The sequence below is a fragment of the Enterobacter cloacae complex sp. P27C genome, from assembly GCF_014895705.1.
Classification (GTDB): Bacteria; Pseudomonadota; Gammaproteobacteria; order Enterobacterales; family Enterobacteriaceae; genus Enterobacter; species Enterobacter bugandensis.
Genome location: NZ_JADBQB010000004.1, coordinates 419,240 through 434,878 on the forward strand (window position 1 = coordinate 419,240; position 15,639 = coordinate 434,878).

Genomic DNA, 15,639 nt, shown 5'->3' on the forward strand with positions numbered 1-15,639 from the left:
TTTTTCAATACCTTAATTTATCTGCCCGTCTGGGGCGTTTGAGAATTTATTATGCTAATCAAATTATTAACCAAAGTTTTTGGTAGTCGTAACGATCGTACCCTGCGCCGTATGCGCAAAGCTGTAAACATCATCAACGGTATGGAACCGGCGATGGAGAAGCTCTCTGATGATGAGCTGAAGGCGAAAACCGCGGAGTTCCGCGCACGCCTGGAAAAAGGCGAAACCTTAGAGAGCCTGATCCCGGAAGCATTCGCCGTGGTGCGTGAAGCGAGTAAACGTGTGTTCGGCATGCGTCACTTCGACGTTCAATTGCTGGGCGGTATGGTGCTTAACGAACGCTGCATCGCGGAAATGCGTACCGGTGAAGGTAAAACCCTGACCGCAACGCTGCCGGCTTACCTGAATGCACTGACCGGTAAGGGCGTTCACGTCGTTACCGTCAACGACTATCTGGCCCAGCGTGATGCCGAAAACAACCGTCCGCTGTTCGAATTCCTCGGCATGACCGTCGGCATCAACATGTCCGGACTGCCGGCACCCGCCAAGCGCGAAGCCTACAACGCGGACATCACCTACGGCACCAACAACGAATACGGCTTCGACTACCTGCGCGACAACATGGCGTTCAGCCCGGAAGAGCGCGTCCAGCGTAAGCTGCACTATGCGCTGGTGGATGAGGTTGACTCCATTCTGATCGATGAAGCGCGTACCCCGCTGATCATCTCCGGCCCGGCCGAAGACAGCTCTGACATGTACCGTAAAGTCGACAAAATCATTCCACACCTGCTGCGTCAGGAGAAAGAAGACTCCGATACCTTCCAGGGTGAAGGCCACTTCTCCGTAGATGAAAAAGCGCGCCAGGTGAACCTGACCGAACGCGGTCTGGTGAAAATCGAAGAGCTGCTGGTGGCTGAAGGCATTATGGAAGAAGGTGAGTCTCTGTACTCTCCGAGCAATATTATGCTGATGCATCACGTAACCGCCGCGCTGCGTGCCCACGCGTTGTTCACCCGCGACGTTGATTACATCGTGAAAGACGGTGAAGTCATCATTGTCGATGAACACACCGGCCGTACCATGCAGGGTCGTCGCTGGTCCGATGGCCTGCACCAGGCGGTGGAAGCGAAAGAAGGCGTGGACATTCAAAACGAAAACCAGACGCTGGCCTCAATCACCTTCCAGAACTACTTCCGTCTGTATGAGAAGCTGGCGGGGATGACCGGTACCGCAGATACCGAAGCGTTTGAATTCAGCTCCATCTACAAGCTGGATACCGTGGTTGTGCCAACCAACCGTCCGATGATCCGTAAGGATATGCCGGACCTGGTGTACATGACCGAAGCGGAAAAAATTCAGGCGATCATCGAAGATATTCGCGACCGTACTGCCAATGGTCAGCCGGTTCTGGTGGGGACCATCTCCATCGAGAAATCCGAGGTGGTTTCCAATGAGCTGACCAAAGCAGGCATCAAGCACAACGTTCTGAACGCCAAGTTCCACGCTAAAGAAGCGGACATTGTTGCTCAGGCGGGCTATCCGGCAGCCGTCACCATCGCCACCAACATGGCGGGTCGTGGTACCGATATTATGCTCGGCGGTAGCTGGCAGGCTGAAGTCGCAGAGCTGGAAAACCCAACGCCAGAGCAGATCGAGCAGATCAAAGCCGACTGGCAGGTGCGTCACGACGCGGTGCTGGCATCCGGTGGTCTGCACATCATCGGTACCGAGCGTCACGAATCTCGTCGTATCGACAACCAGCTGCGCGGCCGTGCGGGCCGTCAGGGTGATGCCGGTTCTTCCCGCTTCTACCTGTCTATGGAAGATGCGCTGATGCGTATTTTCGCCTCCGACCGCGTGTCCGGCATGATGCGTAAGCTGGGCATGAAGCCTGGTGAAGCCATTGAGCACCCATGGGTGACTAAAGCGATCGCTAACGCCCAGCGTAAAGTGGAAAGCCGCAACTTCGATATTCGTAAGCAGCTGCTGGAATATGATGACGTGGCCAACGATCAGCGTCGCGCGATCTACACCCAGCGTAACGAACTGCTGGACGTGTCCGACGTGAGCGAAACCATCAACAGCATCCGCGAAGATGTGTTCAAAGCCACCATCGACGCGCATATTCCGCCGCAGTCTCTGGAAGAGATGTGGGACGTTGAAGGCCTGCAGGAACGTCTGAAAAACGACTTCGATCTCGATCTGCCAATCAAAGAGTGGCTGGATAAAGAGCCTGAGCTGCATGAAGAGACCCTGCGCGAACGTATCTTTGAAACCGCGCTGGAGGTTTATAAGCGTAAGGAAGAAGTGGTTGGCGCTGAGATGATGCGTCACTTCGAAAAAGGCGTGATGCTGCAGACGCTGGACTCCCTGTGGAAAGAGCACCTGGCGGCGATGGACTACCTGCGTCAGGGTATCCACCTGCGCGGCTATGCGCAGAAAGATCCGAAGCAGGAATACAAGCGTGAATCCTTCTCCATGTTTGCCTCTATGCTGGAGTCACTGAAGTACGAAGTGATCAGCACCCTGAGCAAGGTTCAGGTGCGCATGCCGGAAGAAGTGGAAGCGATGGAGCAGCAGCGCCGTGAAGAAGCTGAGCGTCTGGCGCAGATGCAGCAGCTGAGCCACCAGACTGACGAAAGCGAAGCCGCAGCAGCGATCGCCGCGCAGACCGGCGATCGTAAAGTCGGTCGTAACGATCCGTGCCCGTGTGGTTCCGGTAAAAAATACAAGGCGTGCCACGGCCGCCTGAGCTAAGAACATAACTAACTGAAAAGGCGCAGATATCTGCGCCTTTTTTATGGGAGTGACGCTATGAAAATACTGCAAATTGCCGTCGGGATTATTCGCAACCCGCAAAACCAAATCTTCATCACCCAGCGCGCTGCTGACGCCCATATGGCGAACAAGTGGGAGTTTCCTGGCGGGAAAATCGAATCAGGAGAAACACCGGAAGAGGCGCTGGTGCGTGAGCTGCAGGAAGAGGTGGGGATTACCCCGCTTGGCGCCACGCTGTTCGATAAGCTGGAGTATCAGTTTCCCGACAGGCACATCACGCTGTGGTTCTGGCTGGTGGAAAGCTGGGAAGGTGAACCTTGGGGAAAAGAGGGACAGCCGGGTAACTGGGTGGAACTTCAGATCAGTGATGCCGACAAATTCCCGCCAGCCAATGAGCCTGTGATCCGCCGCTTAGCGACAAACATGTAGGCCTGCCGAACGAATCGCCAGCAGGCTTTGAACGTTACTGCTGGCTTTCGCTCCAGTCATCGCTATCCGAGAGGTCGCCTTCGCTCGGAATTCGTTTCTCTTCCGCCGCCCATTCGCCCAGATCAATGAGCTGACAGCGCTTGCAGCAGAACGGGCGAAACGGACTCACTTCTCCCCAGACGACAGTTTTCCCACAGGTTGGGCAGTTTACGGTGGTGACGTCAGACATTGGCACTCCTTAACAACAGGCCAGTTCAAAATCGAGGCGTTCCGGCACGGTGCCATTTTCACTGTCCAGCGGCATAAAGCGGATCGCGAAACGGCTTTTATGCCCGGAAATTTGCGGATAAAGCTGCTCGCCAAGCGACAAATTTAGACGCAGAAGATCGGCGTCGTCGCCGTTGTCCTGATAAAAACCGTTGAGACTGGTTTGCTTGCGGAACGGGGCAGAGTTACGCACAAGATCGAGGATCAGCGATAGCGTCTGATTCATCGGCTCCAGGCTACCCAGCCAGCTGTTTACCTGGCGATCGCGCTGTTCCTGCGGCATATGCAGCCACATATGCAGCGTTGGCAGATCAAAGCTACAGCAACCGCCCGGTATGCTCAGGCGCTGGCGCACCAGCGCTATCAAACGGTCTTCTCGTAAATATTGCCCAACGCGCGGCGCGGCCATCAGCGTCGTGCTGCTGTTTTTCAACTGCTGGCGTAAGGCGTCAATTCGACTTTGATCCACGCCCGGTACTTCGGCCCAGGCCTGTAATTTACGCTGCTGGCGCTCCAGCTCTTTCAACAGCTCCGTGCGGACATCGCCACGTTCAATCACATCCAGCAGATCGCCTACGTTGCGAAAGAAGTGCAACGCCGTGGCATGATCGTTAACAGGCAGATGTTGTGAAAGCTGTTGGATGAGAAATTCAATGCGCAGCCAGGTACGCATTTTTTCATTAAGCGGGTGCTCAAAAAGGATGTGAGTCGACATTATGGTTTTTCCTGTGCAACGGCCTGCGCGGCGAAGGTTAGATACTGCTCGTGCAGGCGGGCAACATCCGATGCAATGGCATCTGGTGCGCCGTTATTATCAATAACATCATCCGCAACGGCAAGGCGCTGAGCGCGAGTGGCCTGAGCGGCAAGAATTTGTTCAGCATGTTCACGCGAGACGTGGTCGCGCGTCATGGTTCGCTGGATTTGCGTCTCGGGTGTGACATCAATCACCAATACCCGATTGGCTTTCTTATGCAGCTGATTTTCTACCAGGAGCGGAACCACCCACAGGACATAGGGCGAGCGGGCTGCGGCTATCTGACGCTGAGTTTCCTGGTGGATAATGGGGTGGAGCAGGGCATTAAGCCAGGCTTTTTCCGCAGAATCGGAAAAAATATATTCGCGAAGCTGACGGCGGTTCAGTGTGCCATCGGCATTGATGATTGCCTGACCGAAATGGTCGGCGATGGCCTTTAGCGCGGGTGTATTGGGCTCTACCACCTGACGGGCAATAATATCAGCATCAATAATCGCGATGCCGAGACGAGAAAACGCGTCCGCAACGGTACTTTTGCCACTACCGATGCCGCCGGTTACTGCGACGATATACCCCATTAAATCAAATCCTGGGAATTATTCATTATGGAAATCAGTTGCTTAAAAAACAAACGTGCGACAGTAATTGTTTGATTCTCTTTACCGGCTTTTTACCAGGTAAATTTATAGGATTGTAGCGTAAAAAAAGAGAATTTCGCAGTCTTGCGGAGCAGGTATTAGTGCGTATGATAGCGTCACTGGAGTTGTGCTTTTAACATATTTGCCTCTAACCCCAGGAATCCGCACATGCGTATCGAAGAAGATCTGAAGTTAGGTTTCAAAGACGTTCTTATCCGCCCTAAACGCTCTACACTGAAAAGTCGCTCAGACGTTGAACTCGAACGTCAATTCACCTTTAAGCATTCCGGTCAGACGTGGTCTGGCGTGCCAATCATTGCTGCCAACATGGATACAGTCGGTACCTTTGAGATGGCAACGGCGCTGGCTCAGTTCGATATTCTTACTGCAGTCCACAAGCACTACACTCCTGAAGAGTGGAATGCGTTTGTTGCGTCCGCCTCTGCTGACGTGGTGAAGCACGTGATGGTTTCCACCGGTACTTCCGATGCCGATTTCGAGAAAACCAAACAGATCCTGAATGCTAACCCGGCGCTTAGCTTCGTTTGTATTGATGTGGCGAACGGTTACTCCGAGCACTTCGTGCAGTTCGTCAGCAAGGCGCGCGAAGCCTGGCCGACCAAAACCATCATCGCGGGTAACGTGGTGACCGGTGAAATGTGTGAAGAGCTGATCCTTTCCGGTGCCGACATCGTGAAAGTGGGCATTGGCCCGGGCTCCGTATGCACCACGCGCGTGAAGACCGGAGTTGGTTATCCGCAGCTTTCCGCGGTCATTGAATGTGCCGACGCGGCGCACGGCCTGGGCGGCCAGATCATCAGCGACGGCGGTTGCACCATGCCGGGCGATGTCGCAAAGGCCTTTGGCGGCGGCGCGGACTTCGTGATGCTCGGCGGTATGCTGGCAGGCCACGAAGAGAGCGGCGGCACCGTGGTGGAAGAGAACGGCGAGAAATTCATGCTGTTCTACGGTATGAGCTCTGAATCCGCGATGACCCGCCACGTCGGTGGCGTGGCAAAATACCGTGCGGCAGAAGGCAAAACCGTGAAGCTGCCTCTGCGCGGCCCGGTTGAAAACACCGCGCGCGACATCCTGGGCGGCCTGCGCTCAGCCTGTACCTACGTGGGTGCATCCCGCCTGAAAGAGCTGACGAAACGCACAACGTTTATTCGCGTTCAGGAGCAGGAAAACCGCGTTTTCAATAGCCTGTAATGGCTTTCGCTGGCGCATGCTCGTGCGCCAGCGCTACTGCACTACCCCGCGCTCATCGCATCACCCAGATGGAAAATCGGCAGATACATTGCCACCACCAGCGTGCCGATGATAACCCCCGTAACAACCAGGAGCAGTGGCTCCAGAAGCGCCGCCAGGTTGTCTGCCCGTTGAAAGGTCTGTTCCGTGTGATGGCGAGCAAGGTTTGCCAGCATGACGTCCAGCGAACCTGACATCTCGCCGGTTCGTAAAAGCTGAATACAGAGCGGGGTAAACATTGCCGCCTTCTGAAAGGACGACCAGACGGGGAGACCTTTTTCAATGTTCTCGCGTATGCTGCGGAGTATTCCCTGCCAGTACCGGCTTTCAACAGTCTCTTCTGCACTTTCAAGCCCCTGTAAGAATGCAATGCCCGCCTGCTGCGTGAGCGACAGCACGGTGAAGATCTGCCCCAGTTTTTGCCCTTTCGCCAGCGCGCCCATTACGGGAAAACTCAGCAGAATACGCTGCCAGCGAGGATGGTGTCGCAGAGGCCAGGCTGCGGTTACGGGAACAAGCAGCATCGCGAACAGCGCAAGGGCATATGACTGCATAAACGCGGCTATCCCCATAACAATTCGCGTCAGCGCCGGAAGCGGGGTATTAAAGGTTTTGTAGATCGCGGCAAATTCGGGCAAAACCAGGGTGACCATTGCTAGCACGACGAGCACGGCCAGCGTCAGGACGATCGCCGGGTAGCGCAGCGCTTTTTTCACCTTCGCGCTGAGCTGCTGCTGCGCTTTTTGCTGCTCTGCAAGCTCTCGGCAGCACGCTTCAAGCTTCCCCGTTAGCTCTCCGGTTTTCACCATTGATATATGCAGTGGGCTAAAGACCGCTGGCCACCGTTTGAGCGCCTCAGAAAAAGGACAGCCTTCACTGAGTTCATCGGCAACGTTTTGCAGTAGCCCCCGCCACGGTTCTACTGGATGTTGGTCTGCCAGCATTTGCAGACTATGCGCGAGCGTCAGCCCGGCCTGCAGGAGCGTTGCGAGCTGACGAAACATCTCGTAGCAGTGATATGGACGCCAGCGGTGCCTTTGAGCGCATCGGGTCAGGGCCAGAGGATGGAGGTCGTTACGCATCAGCCTGGTGAAGGCTGCGTTGCGGTCGGTGGCCCAGAGTACCCCGTTTCGGGGTTCTCCTTCAGCGGAGATTGCTCGCCAGCGCCAGAGTTGATTAGCAGCCATCGGGCATACCCAGAACACGCACTAACTCTTCAAGCGTGGTCATCCCTTGTTCAACGGCCATGCAGCCGTGTTCAAACAGCGAGATGAGTCCAGCCTGTCGGGCGCTGGCTTCAATCACCTCGGTGCCTGCCCCGCTGGCAATAGCCTGGCGCAGGGGATTATCGATCGCAAGTACTTCAAAAATGGCCACGCGCCCGTAAAAACCGTGATAACAACGATCGCAGCCTGCAGGCTGCCAGCGAGGAAGTTGCTGCGGCCAAACCGAGCGCGGCAGGTCCGTATGCTCCCCTGTTTTCTGTCGGCAGTGCGGGCAAAGGCGCCGAACCAGCCGCTGGGCAATCACCATCGAGAGCGCGGAAGATATCATCCAGCGCGCCACGCCCATCTGCTCCAGACGAATGAGGGTTTCCGTCGTCGAGTTGGTGTGCAGCGTCGACAATACCAGATGCCCGGTCTGCGCGGCTTTAAGGGCAATTTCTGCCGTTTCACCATCGCGAATTTCCCCTACCATAATGATGTCCGGATCCTGACGGAGCAGCGCTCTCAGTACGCTCTGGAATGTTAAGCCCGCGCGGGGGTTAACCTGCGTCTGATTTAACCCCGCAAGCGGGATCTCGATGGGATCCTCCACGCTGCAGATGTTGACGTCAGGGGTGTTACGCGCCTGCAGCGCGCTGTAGAGCGTTACGGTTTTGCCGCTGCCCGTCGGGCCGGTGACCAGAATTAGCCCCTGAGGCTGGTGGAGTACCTCATTAAAACAGGCCAGCTGTTTAGCGCTCATGCCAAGAGCGTTCGGCTCCAGCGCCTGCTGAACCTGATGTAGCAAACGCAGCACAATTTTCTCACCGCCATTGCAGGGAAGCGTGGCGATACGAAACGAGACCGGCTCGTTTGTCAGCTCAATCGTAAACTGGCCGTCCTGCGGCAAGCGTCGTTCCGCAATATCCAGATTACCCAGCACTTTTAACCGGGCGCTGAGCATCGTCGCCAGCGCGGCGGAAAGAGGAGGCTGCGGATAAAGAACCCCGTCGATACGTAAGCGGATCTGGCACGCGTGCTCCATTGGTTCGATATGGATGTCAGACGCGCGCTGGTTTACTGCCTGCTGCAGCGTGTGGTTGAGGATATCCACCGCGGAGTGGGGTTGCGAAACGACGGGCAGATGCGATTGCGCGGTTAACTGCCGGTGCTTTTCCATGCGTTCAGCGCTCCAGCATTCGATATCAATCCGCTTCTGGGTCGCGAAGCGCAGGGCCTCCATCAGTTCAGGCGCGGGGGTTCCCACGACGGCGATGCTAATCATGTCGCTGTCACTGGTGAGCAGCAGGGCATGGTGGCGAAGACAAAGCGCCACGAGTTGATCGGTGTTCATTATCCGCCCCTTAGTTAGTGTCGAAGCGGAAGACGTCTTCGCAGGCCTGCTTAAGCGCGCTGTCAGCACTGATATTGCAGTCACGCGTCCAGCCCGTCATACCGTTGCCGTTGCTCCACTGCGGCGTCATGGTTACCGTCAGCCCGTTCAGGCTCTCCTGGCCTGTTAAGGTCACGATCCCTTTCGCCACGCTCATTCCTGAAACGTAACGCGTCGTGGCAGGAGAGGGTATACCGTTACTGCCGGCATCGCAGCTTTCCACGCCGCCGCGATCGAGCGCGCAAAGCTCAATGGCAGTGCGATAGGGAACGAAAGTTTGCAGCATATCGGTGAGGGCTGCTTTACGCAGGTAGTTCTGATAGGCGGGAACGCCGATGGCGCTCAGAATCGCAATAATGCCAATGACCACCATCAGCTCAATGAGTGTGAATCCTTGTTGTCTGTCCATATCTGCTCCTTATGCAAAGTGGCGCTAGTTTGTCAGCGGGACAGGGCAGAAACGAGGGGCAAAAAAGAGAACGAGAAAGGAGCTTCAGAGAATTCATTCCGTGTTGCAGAGAAGGACAATGGATTTGCGAGCGAGGCTGAAATTCCCCTCTCCGGACAGAGAGGGGAGCGTGCGTTATTTGAAGCGCATTGAGAGATCGAGGGCGCGCACGTGCTTGGTCAGCGCGCCAACGGAGATGTAATCCACGCCGGTTTCGGCGAACTCACGGATCGTCTCGAAAGTGACGTTTCCGGACACTTCAAGCTGGGCCCGGCCGTTGGTCAGTTTCACCGCCTCGCGCATCTGCTCCGTTTCGAAGTTATCGAGCATGATGATATCGGCCCCGGCCTTAATCGCCTGCTCCAGCTCTTCCAGGCTTTCGACCTCCACCTCAACCGGCACATCCGGATGCAGCCAGAAGGCCTTTTCCACCGCCTGACGCACGGAGCCAGAAGCAATAATGTGGTTCTCTTTAATCAGGAAAGCATCGGACAGGCCCAGACGATGGTTTGCGCCGCCGCCGCAGAGCACCGCGTACTTCAGCGCAGTGCGCAGGCCCGGCAGCGTTTTGCGGGTATCAAGCAGTTGGGTACGGGTGCCGGCCAGCAGGTCAACGTAGCGGCGCACTTCACTGGCGACGCCAGAGAGCGTTTGGACAAAATTGAGCGCGGTACGCTCGCCGGTCAGTAATACGCGGGAAGGACCGTCCAGCTCGAACAGCGGCTGATTGGCGGTCACTGCATCACCATCATCAACGTGCCATGTCACCTGTACATCGTCACCCGCCAGCTGAGTAAAGACCTCTTCAACCCAACGCTTGCCGCAGAAAACGCCCTCCTCACGGGTGATAATGACCGCGTGCGAGCGTGTCTCTTTTGGCAACAATTGTGCGGTAATATCTTTATCGGCGTTAACGTCACCCCCCAGGTCTTCTTTCAACGCATGGGCGACGCTTGCCGGAATATCCATATTAATACGTTCCAGAAGCGCTTCACGTCGGTGGTCGGGGTTGTAGCGGCGAGGCGGCATGATAAAACTCCAAATTGGTAACGAATCATAATATTGAAACATGCTACTCTGAACCGAGTCATTGCACCATACAGAAGGAGTTCCAGCATGTTGTTAGAAAACGGATGGCTGGTGGATGCGCGGCATGTGCCCTCGCCGCACCACGACTGCCGCCCGGAGGATGAAAAGCCCACACTGCTGGTGGTTCATAATATTAGCCTCCCGCCGGGTGAGTTTGGCGGCCCGTGGATCGATGCGTTATTCACGGGAACGATAGATCCCAATGCTCATCCCTTCTTCGCTGAGATTGCGCATCTGCGCGTGTCGGCTCACTGCCTGATTCGCCGTGATGGTGAGGTAGTTCAGTATGTTCCTTTTGATAAGCGCGCCTGGCATGCCGGGGTATCGATGTATCACGGGCGCGAACGGTGCAACGATTTCTCGATTGGGATTGAGCTGGAAGGCACGGATACTACCCCCTACACCGATGCCCAGTATCAGCAGCTGGTTGCTATTACCCACACGCTTATCGGACTCTACCCGGCAATCGCCGACAATATTACCGGGCACAGCGATATCGCTCCGGCGAGAAAAACCGATCCCGGCCCGGCATTTGACTGGTCGCGGTTTCGCGCCATGCTTGCCGCGTCGTCAGAATAAGGAGATACCATGACGTTGTTTACCATGCTGCTGGTTATCATCGCTGAACGCCTGTTCAAGCTCGGCGAGCACTGGCAACTGGATCACCGGCTGGAGGTGTTGTTCCGCCGCATCAAGCACTTTTCCATGCTGCGCACGCTGCTGATGATGGCGGGCGTCATGCTGATTACCTTCCTGCTGCTGCGCTCGCTGTACGGACTCTTTTTCAACGTGCCGCTGCTGGTGGTGTGGATCCTGCTCGGCGTGCTGTGCATTGGTGCGGGCAAGGTGCGTTTGCACTATCACGCCTACCTGAAAGCCGCCTCCCGTGACGATGCCCACGCGCGCGGCGCGATGGCGAGCGAGCTGACGATGATCCACGGCGTGCCACCGGACTGCGACGAGCGCGAGTTCCTGCGCGAGCTGCAAAACGCGCTGCTGTGGATTAACTTCCGCTACTACCTTGCTCCGCTGTTCTGGTTTGTGGTGGGCGGCCCGTGGGGGCCGGTACTGCTGATGGGCTATTCGTTCCTGCGCGCCTGGCAGACCTGGCTTGCCCGTTATCTGACGCCGCATGAGCGTTTGCTCTCCGGCATTGATGCCATCCTGCACGTGCTCGACTGGCTTCCGGTGCGTCTGGTGGGCGTGGTGTACGCCTTAATTGGCCACGGTGAAAAAGCGCTGCCCGCATGGTTCGCTTCTCTTGGGGACCGCCATACGTCCCAGTACCAGGTGTTGACGCGCCTGGCGCAGTTCTCGCTGGCGCGCGAACCGCATACCGACAAGATCGAAACGCCAAAAGCCGCCGTTTCAATGGCGAAGAAAACCTCGTTTGTGGTGGTGGTGATTGTGGCGCTGCTGACGATTTACGGCACGCTGGTGTAACCCAGCGCGCCGCAGACGCTATAACGTATCCGCAGGCGGGATGCCGAAATCAGGCATCCCGTTTTCGTCCCAGCGGACAAGCTTCAGGCGAGTATGACGGTTCGGATCGTAAAGCGGATCGCCTTCAATTTCGGTGTAATTTCTTGCGTGGTATACCAATACATCTTCCCCTTCCGGCGTTTGCGTAAAGCTGTTGTGGCCTGGCCCGTACTGGCGGTTCTCGTAGCTGGTGACGAAAACCGGGCGAGGGGATTTGTGCCAGTTTGCCGGGTTTTGCGGATCGGCGTTCAGGTCTATCCACAGTAATCCCATGCAGTAGTTCTCATCGGTGGCGCTGGCGGAGTAGCTGATAAACAGCTTATCGCCGTGAACCAGCACCGCCGGACCTTCGTTGACCCAGAAACCACGGCATTCCCAGTCGTATTCTGGCTTGCTGAGCATCACCGGCTCGCCTTTCAGCGTCCACGGGTTCTCCATTTCGCACAGATAGAGGTTAGAGTTACCGGAAATATCCGGGGCTTTTTGCGCCCACAGGTACCAGCGTTTGCCCTGATGAACAAAGGTGGTGGCGTCCAGGGCGAAGGTGTCGAACGGGGTGTTGATTTGCCCTTTCTCGATCCAGGTACCGCTGAGCGGATCGCGGTCCGCACACTCAATCGCAAACATGCGGTGCTGGAACATCCCGAGCGCGTCGAGCGCCTGGGTGTGCGTGGCGGCAAAATAGATGTACCACTTTCCGTCAATGTGGTGCAGTTCTGGCGCCCAGATTAGCTGGCTCATCGGGCCGGTCTCGGGTTTGCGCCAGACCACCACTTCTTCGGCATGACGTAAGCCTTCCAGCGAGTCTGCGCGGCGGATCGCCAGCCTGTCGTACTGCGGCACGGAGGCAATAAAATAGTACTGTCCCTCATGGCGTAAAATGTACGGGTCGGCGCGTTGTTCGATAAACGGGTTTGGCCAGTTATGCATGCGGCTTTCCTTATTTAGTCTCAGCGGCTTTGAGTTCCTGATAGTCATTCAGCTCGCGGTAATTGTTGCGGCGTTTTTCCAGATCGGACTGGATCTGCTTCATGGTCTCACGGTCCACTTTCAGCAGACGTACCACCCCAGCGGTAATTAAGTATCCAATGCCCGGAATGACGGTAAAGAGCAGCACGATCCCGTTAATGGCGTCCGCGCTTTGCGCTTTTGCGCCCGCGTCATAACCGTACCAGGAGAGCAGGAAGCCGACCATCGCACCGGCAATCGCCAGGCCCAGTTTCAGGAAGAAGATGTTACCCGAGAAGCTGATCCCGGTGATGCGTTTTCCGGTTTTCCACTCGCCGTAGTCGTCCACATCGGCCATTAGCGACCAGTGCAGTGGAGACGGGATCTGGTGCAGGATGTTCAGCAGGAAATAGAGCACCACGATGGTAACGGTGGCTTTCGGGTCGAAGAAATAGAAGGCGCAGGAGAATGCCGCCAGCACGATATTGGTCCAGAAGAAGACCTTCAGCTTACACCAGCGGTCGGTCAGCACTTTCGCCAGCACGCTGCCAAGCATCATGCCGACAACGCCCAGGCTGATAAACAGCGTGGCGAAGTGGGTGCTCTGGCCCATCACCCAGGTGACGTAATACATGGTCGCCGCCATGCGGATAAAGCCCGGGCAGACGTTGCACAGCGTGAGCAGCAAAATGCGCACCCACTGGTCGTTTTTCCACACGTCTTTCAGGTCGTTTTTCAGTTCGTCGTTGGTTTGCACTGCCGGACGCACGCGCTCGCGCACGGTGGCGAAGCAGAACAGGAACATACAGGTACCAATCAGCGCCAGGACAGTCATCGCCATCTGGTAGCCTTTGGCTTTGTTATCCCCGCCAAACCAGTCGGCCATCGGCAGCAGCGTTAAGGAGAGCAGCAGCGTGGCGATGCCGACCAGCACGAAGCGATACGACTGGCAGGCCACGCGCTCTTTTGGATCGTTGGTGATCACCCCACCTAAGGAGCAGTAAGGGATGTTGATGGCCGTATAGGTTAACGAGAGCAGGAAGTAGGTGACAAACGCATAGATAACTTTGCTGTTATAGCTCCACTCCGGGGTGGTGAACATCAGAATGCTGAACAGCGCGTAGGGGAACGCAATCCACAGCAGCCATGGACGAAACCGGCCATATTTACTGCGGGTACGGTCGGCAATCGCCCCCATAATCGGGTCCGTTACGGCATCAATTACGCGGACGGACAGCAGCAGCACGCCGACCAGCGCAGGCGCCAGGCCAAAAATATCCGTATAGAAATAGTTAACAAACAGCATGATGGCGCCGAAGATGATGTTGCATCCCGCGTCGCCCATCCCATAGCCGATCTTTTCTTTTACTGACAGTTTGTTGTTATCCATCGACAGCTCTCCGGTTTACGGTATGGGGAGAATTATTCGCTGGCAAAGGAATATATGCGTTGCAGTATCAGGGCGGTGATATGGATAAATGTGCTGTTGGCGTGAAAGTGTGAAGGAGATAACAACGCGCAGCACCCGCAAAAACAGGTGCCGCGGCGAGAGGTTTAGTGCGCCTTCATGGCATTACGGCTTTTCTGGCTGAAGAGATAGCCAACACCAAGGATCGCAATCCAGACCGGGATCAGGTAGACGGAAATCGCCATGCCCGGCGTGATCAGCATGATCACCAGCACGGCAGCCATAAACAGCAGGCAAATCCAGTTACCCAGCGGATAGAGCAGGGCAGGGAAGCGCGTGGTGACGCCCTGCTGCTGTTTCGCGCGGCGGAACTTCATGTGCGCCAGGCTGATCATCGCCCAGTTGATAACCAGAGCGGAGACTACCAGCGCCATCAGCAGGCCAAACGCCGATTCCGGAGCCATGTAGTTAATCAGCACGCACAGCGCGGTCACGATGGCTGAAACAATGATGGTATTCACCGGCACGCCGCGTTTATCCACGTTGAGCAGCATCTTCGGCGCGTTGCCCTGCTGGGCCAGGCCGAACAGCATACGGCTGTTGCAGTATACGCAGCTGTTGTAAACGGAGAGCGCTGCTGTCAGCACCACGATGTTCAGGGCGTTGGCGACAAAGGTATCGCCCAGCTCGTGGAAGATGAGAACAAACGGGCTGGTGTCAGCGGTCACGCGCGTCCACGGCAGCAGGGAGAGCAGCACGGCCAGTGAGCCCACATAGAAGATCAGAATACGGTAGATAACCTGATTTGTGGCTTTCGGGATGCTTTGCTCCGGGTTATCGGCTTCGGCGGCGGTAATACCCACCAGCTCCAGGCCGCCGAAGGAGAACATAATGATTGCCATCATCATCACCAGACCGGTCATGCCGTGAGGCAGGAAGCCGCCCTGTTCCCAGAGGTTACGCACGGTAGCCTGCGGGCCGCCGTTGCCGCTGAACAGCAGCCAGCCACCGAAGATAATCATCGCCACAACGGCAATGACTTTGATAATGGCAAACCAGAACTCCATCTCGCCGAACACTTTTACGTTGGTCAGGTTAATGGCGTTGATAATCACGAAGAAGGCTGCAGCAGACGCCCATGTTGGGATCTCCGGATACCAGAACTGAATGTACTTCCCGACGGCGGTCAGCTCGGCCATAGCAACCAGAACGTACAGCACCCAGTAGTTCCAGCCGGAGGCGAAGCCCGCAAAACTGCCCCAGTATTTGTAGGCAAAGTGGCTGAACGAGCCTGCGACCGGCTCTTCAACGACCATTTCGCCAAGCTGGCGCATGATCAGAAAAGCAATGAAACCCGCAATCGCGTAACCCAAAATAATACCCGGACCGGCTGACTGGATAACGGATGCGCTGCCCAGAAACAGGCCGGTACCAATCGCACCGCCCAGTGCGATGAGCTGTATATGGCGGTTTTTAAGTCCGCGCTTTAGCTGATCGCCGTGCTGTTGAGCTTCCATTTGAAACCTCGTGTGTGGTTGTTATGTTC

At 56.2% G+C, this 15,639-nt stretch carries 15 protein-coding genes; 5 read left to right on the plus strand and 10 right to left on the minus strand.

Annotation, left to right across the window (positions count from 1 at the left end):
- Positions 1 to 51: 51 nt before the first annotated feature.
- Complete coding sequence (gene secA, locus IM291_RS10655) at positions 52 to 2,757, plus strand: preprotein translocase subunit SecA (protein ID WP_045259459.1); 2,706 nt, start codon at positions 52 to 54, stop codon at positions 2,755 to 2,757.
- 57 nt (positions 2,758 to 2,814) lie between these two features.
- On the plus strand, positions 2,815 to 3,207 hold the full coding sequence (mutT, locus tag IM291_RS10660; protein ID WP_049000507.1) for an 8-oxo-dGTP diphosphatase MutT: 393 nt from the start codon (positions 2,815 to 2,817) through the stop codon (positions 3,205 to 3,207).
- Positions 3,208 to 3,241: 34 nt separating this feature from the next.
- On the opposite strand, the gene yacG is transcribed toward mutT, so the two are convergent.
- The 3 genes from yacG to coaE are packed head-to-tail and all read right to left on the minus strand — an operon-like array spanning position 3,242 to position 4,809.
- Positions 3,242 to 3,436, minus strand: coding sequence for a DNA gyrase inhibitor YacG (gene yacG, locus IM291_RS10665; RefSeq protein ID WP_028015516.1), 195 nt, complete (start codon positions 3,434 to 3,436; stop codon positions 3,242 to 3,244).
- 9 nt (positions 3,437 to 3,445) lie between these two features.
- Positions 3,446 to 4,189: a cell division protein ZapD gene (gene zapD / locus IM291_RS10670; RefSeq protein WP_028015517.1), complete on the minus strand. Its 744-nt coding sequence runs from the start codon at positions 4,187 to 4,189 to the stop codon at positions 3,446 to 3,448.
- Complete coding sequence (gene coaE, locus IM291_RS10675) at positions 4,189 to 4,809, minus strand: dephospho-CoA kinase (protein WP_028015518.1); 621 nt, start codon at positions 4,807 to 4,809, stop codon at positions 4,189 to 4,191. The genes zapD and coaE overlap by 1 nt, the downstream gene beginning before the upstream one ends.
- Before the next feature lie 228 nt (positions 4,810 to 5,037).
- On the opposite strand from coaE, the gene IM291_RS10680 reads away from it, so the two are divergent.
- Positions 5,038 to 6,081, plus strand: a complete 1,044-nt coding sequence (locus IM291_RS10680) for a GMP reductase (protein WP_028015519.1) — start codon at positions 5,038 to 5,040, stop codon at positions 6,079 to 6,081.
- Positions 6,082 to 6,122: 41 nt separating this feature from the next.
- On the opposite strand, the gene hofC is transcribed toward IM291_RS10680, so the two are convergent.
- The 4 genes from hofC to nadC all read right to left on the minus strand — a co-directional run bounded on the left by hofC (position 6,123) and on the right by nadC (position 10,195).
- Positions 6,123 to 7,307 (minus strand): protein transport protein HofC, encoded by a 1,185-nt coding sequence (gene hofC, locus IM291_RS10685; protein ID WP_192986828.1) that lies wholly within the window; start codon positions 7,305 to 7,307, stop codon positions 6,123 to 6,125.
- Complete coding sequence (gspE, locus tag IM291_RS10690) at positions 7,297 to 8,679, minus strand: type II secretion system protein GspE (protein WP_192971610.1); 1,383 nt, start codon at positions 8,677 to 8,679, stop codon at positions 7,297 to 7,299. The genes hofC and gspE overlap by 11 nt, the downstream gene beginning before the upstream one ends.
- A gap of 10 nt (positions 8,680 to 8,689) precedes the next feature.
- The gene (ppdD, locus tag IM291_RS10695; RefSeq protein WP_045259464.1) at positions 8,690 to 9,127 is read right to left on the minus strand and encodes a prepilin peptidase-dependent pilin; all 438 of its coding nucleotides are present in this window, start codon (positions 9,125 to 9,127) and stop codon (positions 8,690 to 8,692) included.
- A 174-nt stretch (positions 9,128 to 9,301) separates the two neighbouring features.
- A complete protein-coding gene (nadC, locus tag IM291_RS10700) occupies positions 9,302 to 10,195 on the minus strand; it encodes a carboxylating nicotinate-nucleotide diphosphorylase (protein WP_045259465.1) in 894 nt (297 codons plus the stop codon).
- 87 nt (positions 10,196 to 10,282) lie between these two features.
- On the opposite strand from nadC, the gene ampD reads away from it, so the two are divergent.
- Together ampD and ampE are read left to right on the plus strand one after the other, a co-directional pair.
- Positions 10,283 to 10,834: a 1,6-anhydro-N-acetylmuramyl-L-alanine amidase AmpD gene (ampD, locus tag IM291_RS10705; RefSeq protein WP_116342530.1), complete on the plus strand. Its 552-nt coding sequence runs from the start codon at positions 10,283 to 10,285 to the stop codon at positions 10,832 to 10,834.
- 9 nt (positions 10,835 to 10,843) lie between these two features.
- Entirely contained in the window at positions 10,844 to 11,698 is an 855-nt protein-coding gene (gene ampE, locus IM291_RS10710) for a beta-lactamase regulator AmpE (protein WP_041911235.1), read from the plus strand.
- Positions 11,699 to 11,716: 18 nt separating this feature from the next.
- Here the strand turns inward: ampE and IM291_RS10715 are convergent, their stop codons facing one another.
- The 3 genes from IM291_RS10715 to aroP all read right to left on the minus strand — a co-directional run bounded on the left by IM291_RS10715 (position 11,717) and on the right by aroP (position 15,610).
- Positions 11,717 to 12,667, minus strand: coding sequence for a family 43 glycosylhydrolase (locus IM291_RS10715; protein ID WP_049000513.1), 951 nt, complete (start codon positions 12,665 to 12,667; stop codon positions 11,717 to 11,719).
- A gap of 10 nt (positions 12,668 to 12,677) precedes the next feature.
- The gene (locus IM291_RS10720) at positions 12,678 to 14,075 is read right to left on the minus strand and encodes a glycoside-pentoside-hexuronide (GPH):cation symporter (RefSeq protein ID WP_049000515.1); all 1,398 of its coding nucleotides are present in this window, start codon (positions 14,073 to 14,075) and stop codon (positions 12,678 to 12,680) included.
- Between the two features lie 164 nt (positions 14,076 to 14,239).
- Positions 14,240 to 15,610: an aromatic amino acid transporter AroP gene (gene aroP, locus IM291_RS10725; RefSeq protein WP_028015528.1), complete on the minus strand. Its 1,371-nt coding sequence runs from the start codon at positions 15,608 to 15,610 to the stop codon at positions 14,240 to 14,242.
- Positions 15,611 to 15,639 lie beyond the last annotated feature (29 nt).

Bases quoted from the DNA above. Each gene is read 5' to 3' on its own strand.
- hofC (WP_192986828.1), bottom strand. From the start codon at position 7,307: ATGGCTGCTAATCAACTCTGGCGCTGGCGAGCAATCTCCGCTGAAGGA.
- IM291_RS10715 (WP_049000513.1), bottom strand. From the start codon at position 12,667: ATGCATAACTGGCCAAACCCGTTTATCGAACAACGCGCCGACCCGTAC.
- aroP (WP_028015528.1), bottom strand. From the start codon at position 15,610: ATGGAAGCTCAACAGCACGGCGATCAGCTAAAGCGCGGACTTAAAAAC.
- ppdD (WP_045259464.1), bottom strand. From the start codon at position 9,127: ATGGACAGACAACAAGGATTCACACTCATTGAGCTGATGGTGGTCATT.
- ampE (WP_041911235.1), top strand. From the start codon at position 10,844: ATGACGTTGTTTACCATGCTGCTGGTTATCATCGCTGAACGCCTGTTC.
- secA (WP_045259459.1), top strand. From the start codon at position 52: ATGCTAATCAAATTATTAACCAAAGTTTTTGGTAGTCGTAACGATCGT.
- coaE (WP_028015518.1), bottom strand. From the start codon at position 4,809: ATGGGGTATATCGTCGCAGTAACCGGCGGCATCGGTAGTGGCAAAAGT.
- nadC (WP_045259465.1), bottom strand. From the start codon at position 10,195: ATGCCGCCTCGCCGCTACAACCCCGACCACCGACGTGAAGCGCTTCTG.
- gspE (WP_192971610.1), bottom strand. From the start codon at position 8,679: ATGAACACCGATCAACTCGTGGCGCTTTGTCTTCGCCACCATGCCCTG.
- zapD (WP_028015517.1), bottom strand. From the start codon at position 4,189: ATGTCGACTCACATCCTTTTTGAGCACCCGCTTAATGAAAAAATGCGT.
- yacG (WP_028015516.1), bottom strand. From the start codon at position 3,436: ATGTCTGACGTCACCACCGTAAACTGCCCAACCTGTGGGAAAACTGTC.
- IM291_RS10680 (WP_028015519.1), top strand. From the start codon at position 5,038: ATGCGTATCGAAGAAGATCTGAAGTTAGGTTTCAAAGACGTTCTTATC.
- mutT (WP_049000507.1), top strand. From the start codon at position 2,815: ATGAAAATACTGCAAATTGCCGTCGGGATTATTCGCAACCCGCAAAAC.
- IM291_RS10720 (WP_049000515.1), bottom strand. From the start codon at position 14,075: ATGGATAACAACAAACTGTCAGTAAAAGAAAAGATCGGCTATGGGATG.
- ampD (WP_116342530.1), top strand. From the start codon at position 10,283: ATGTTGTTAGAAAACGGATGGCTGGTGGATGCGCGGCATGTGCCCTCG.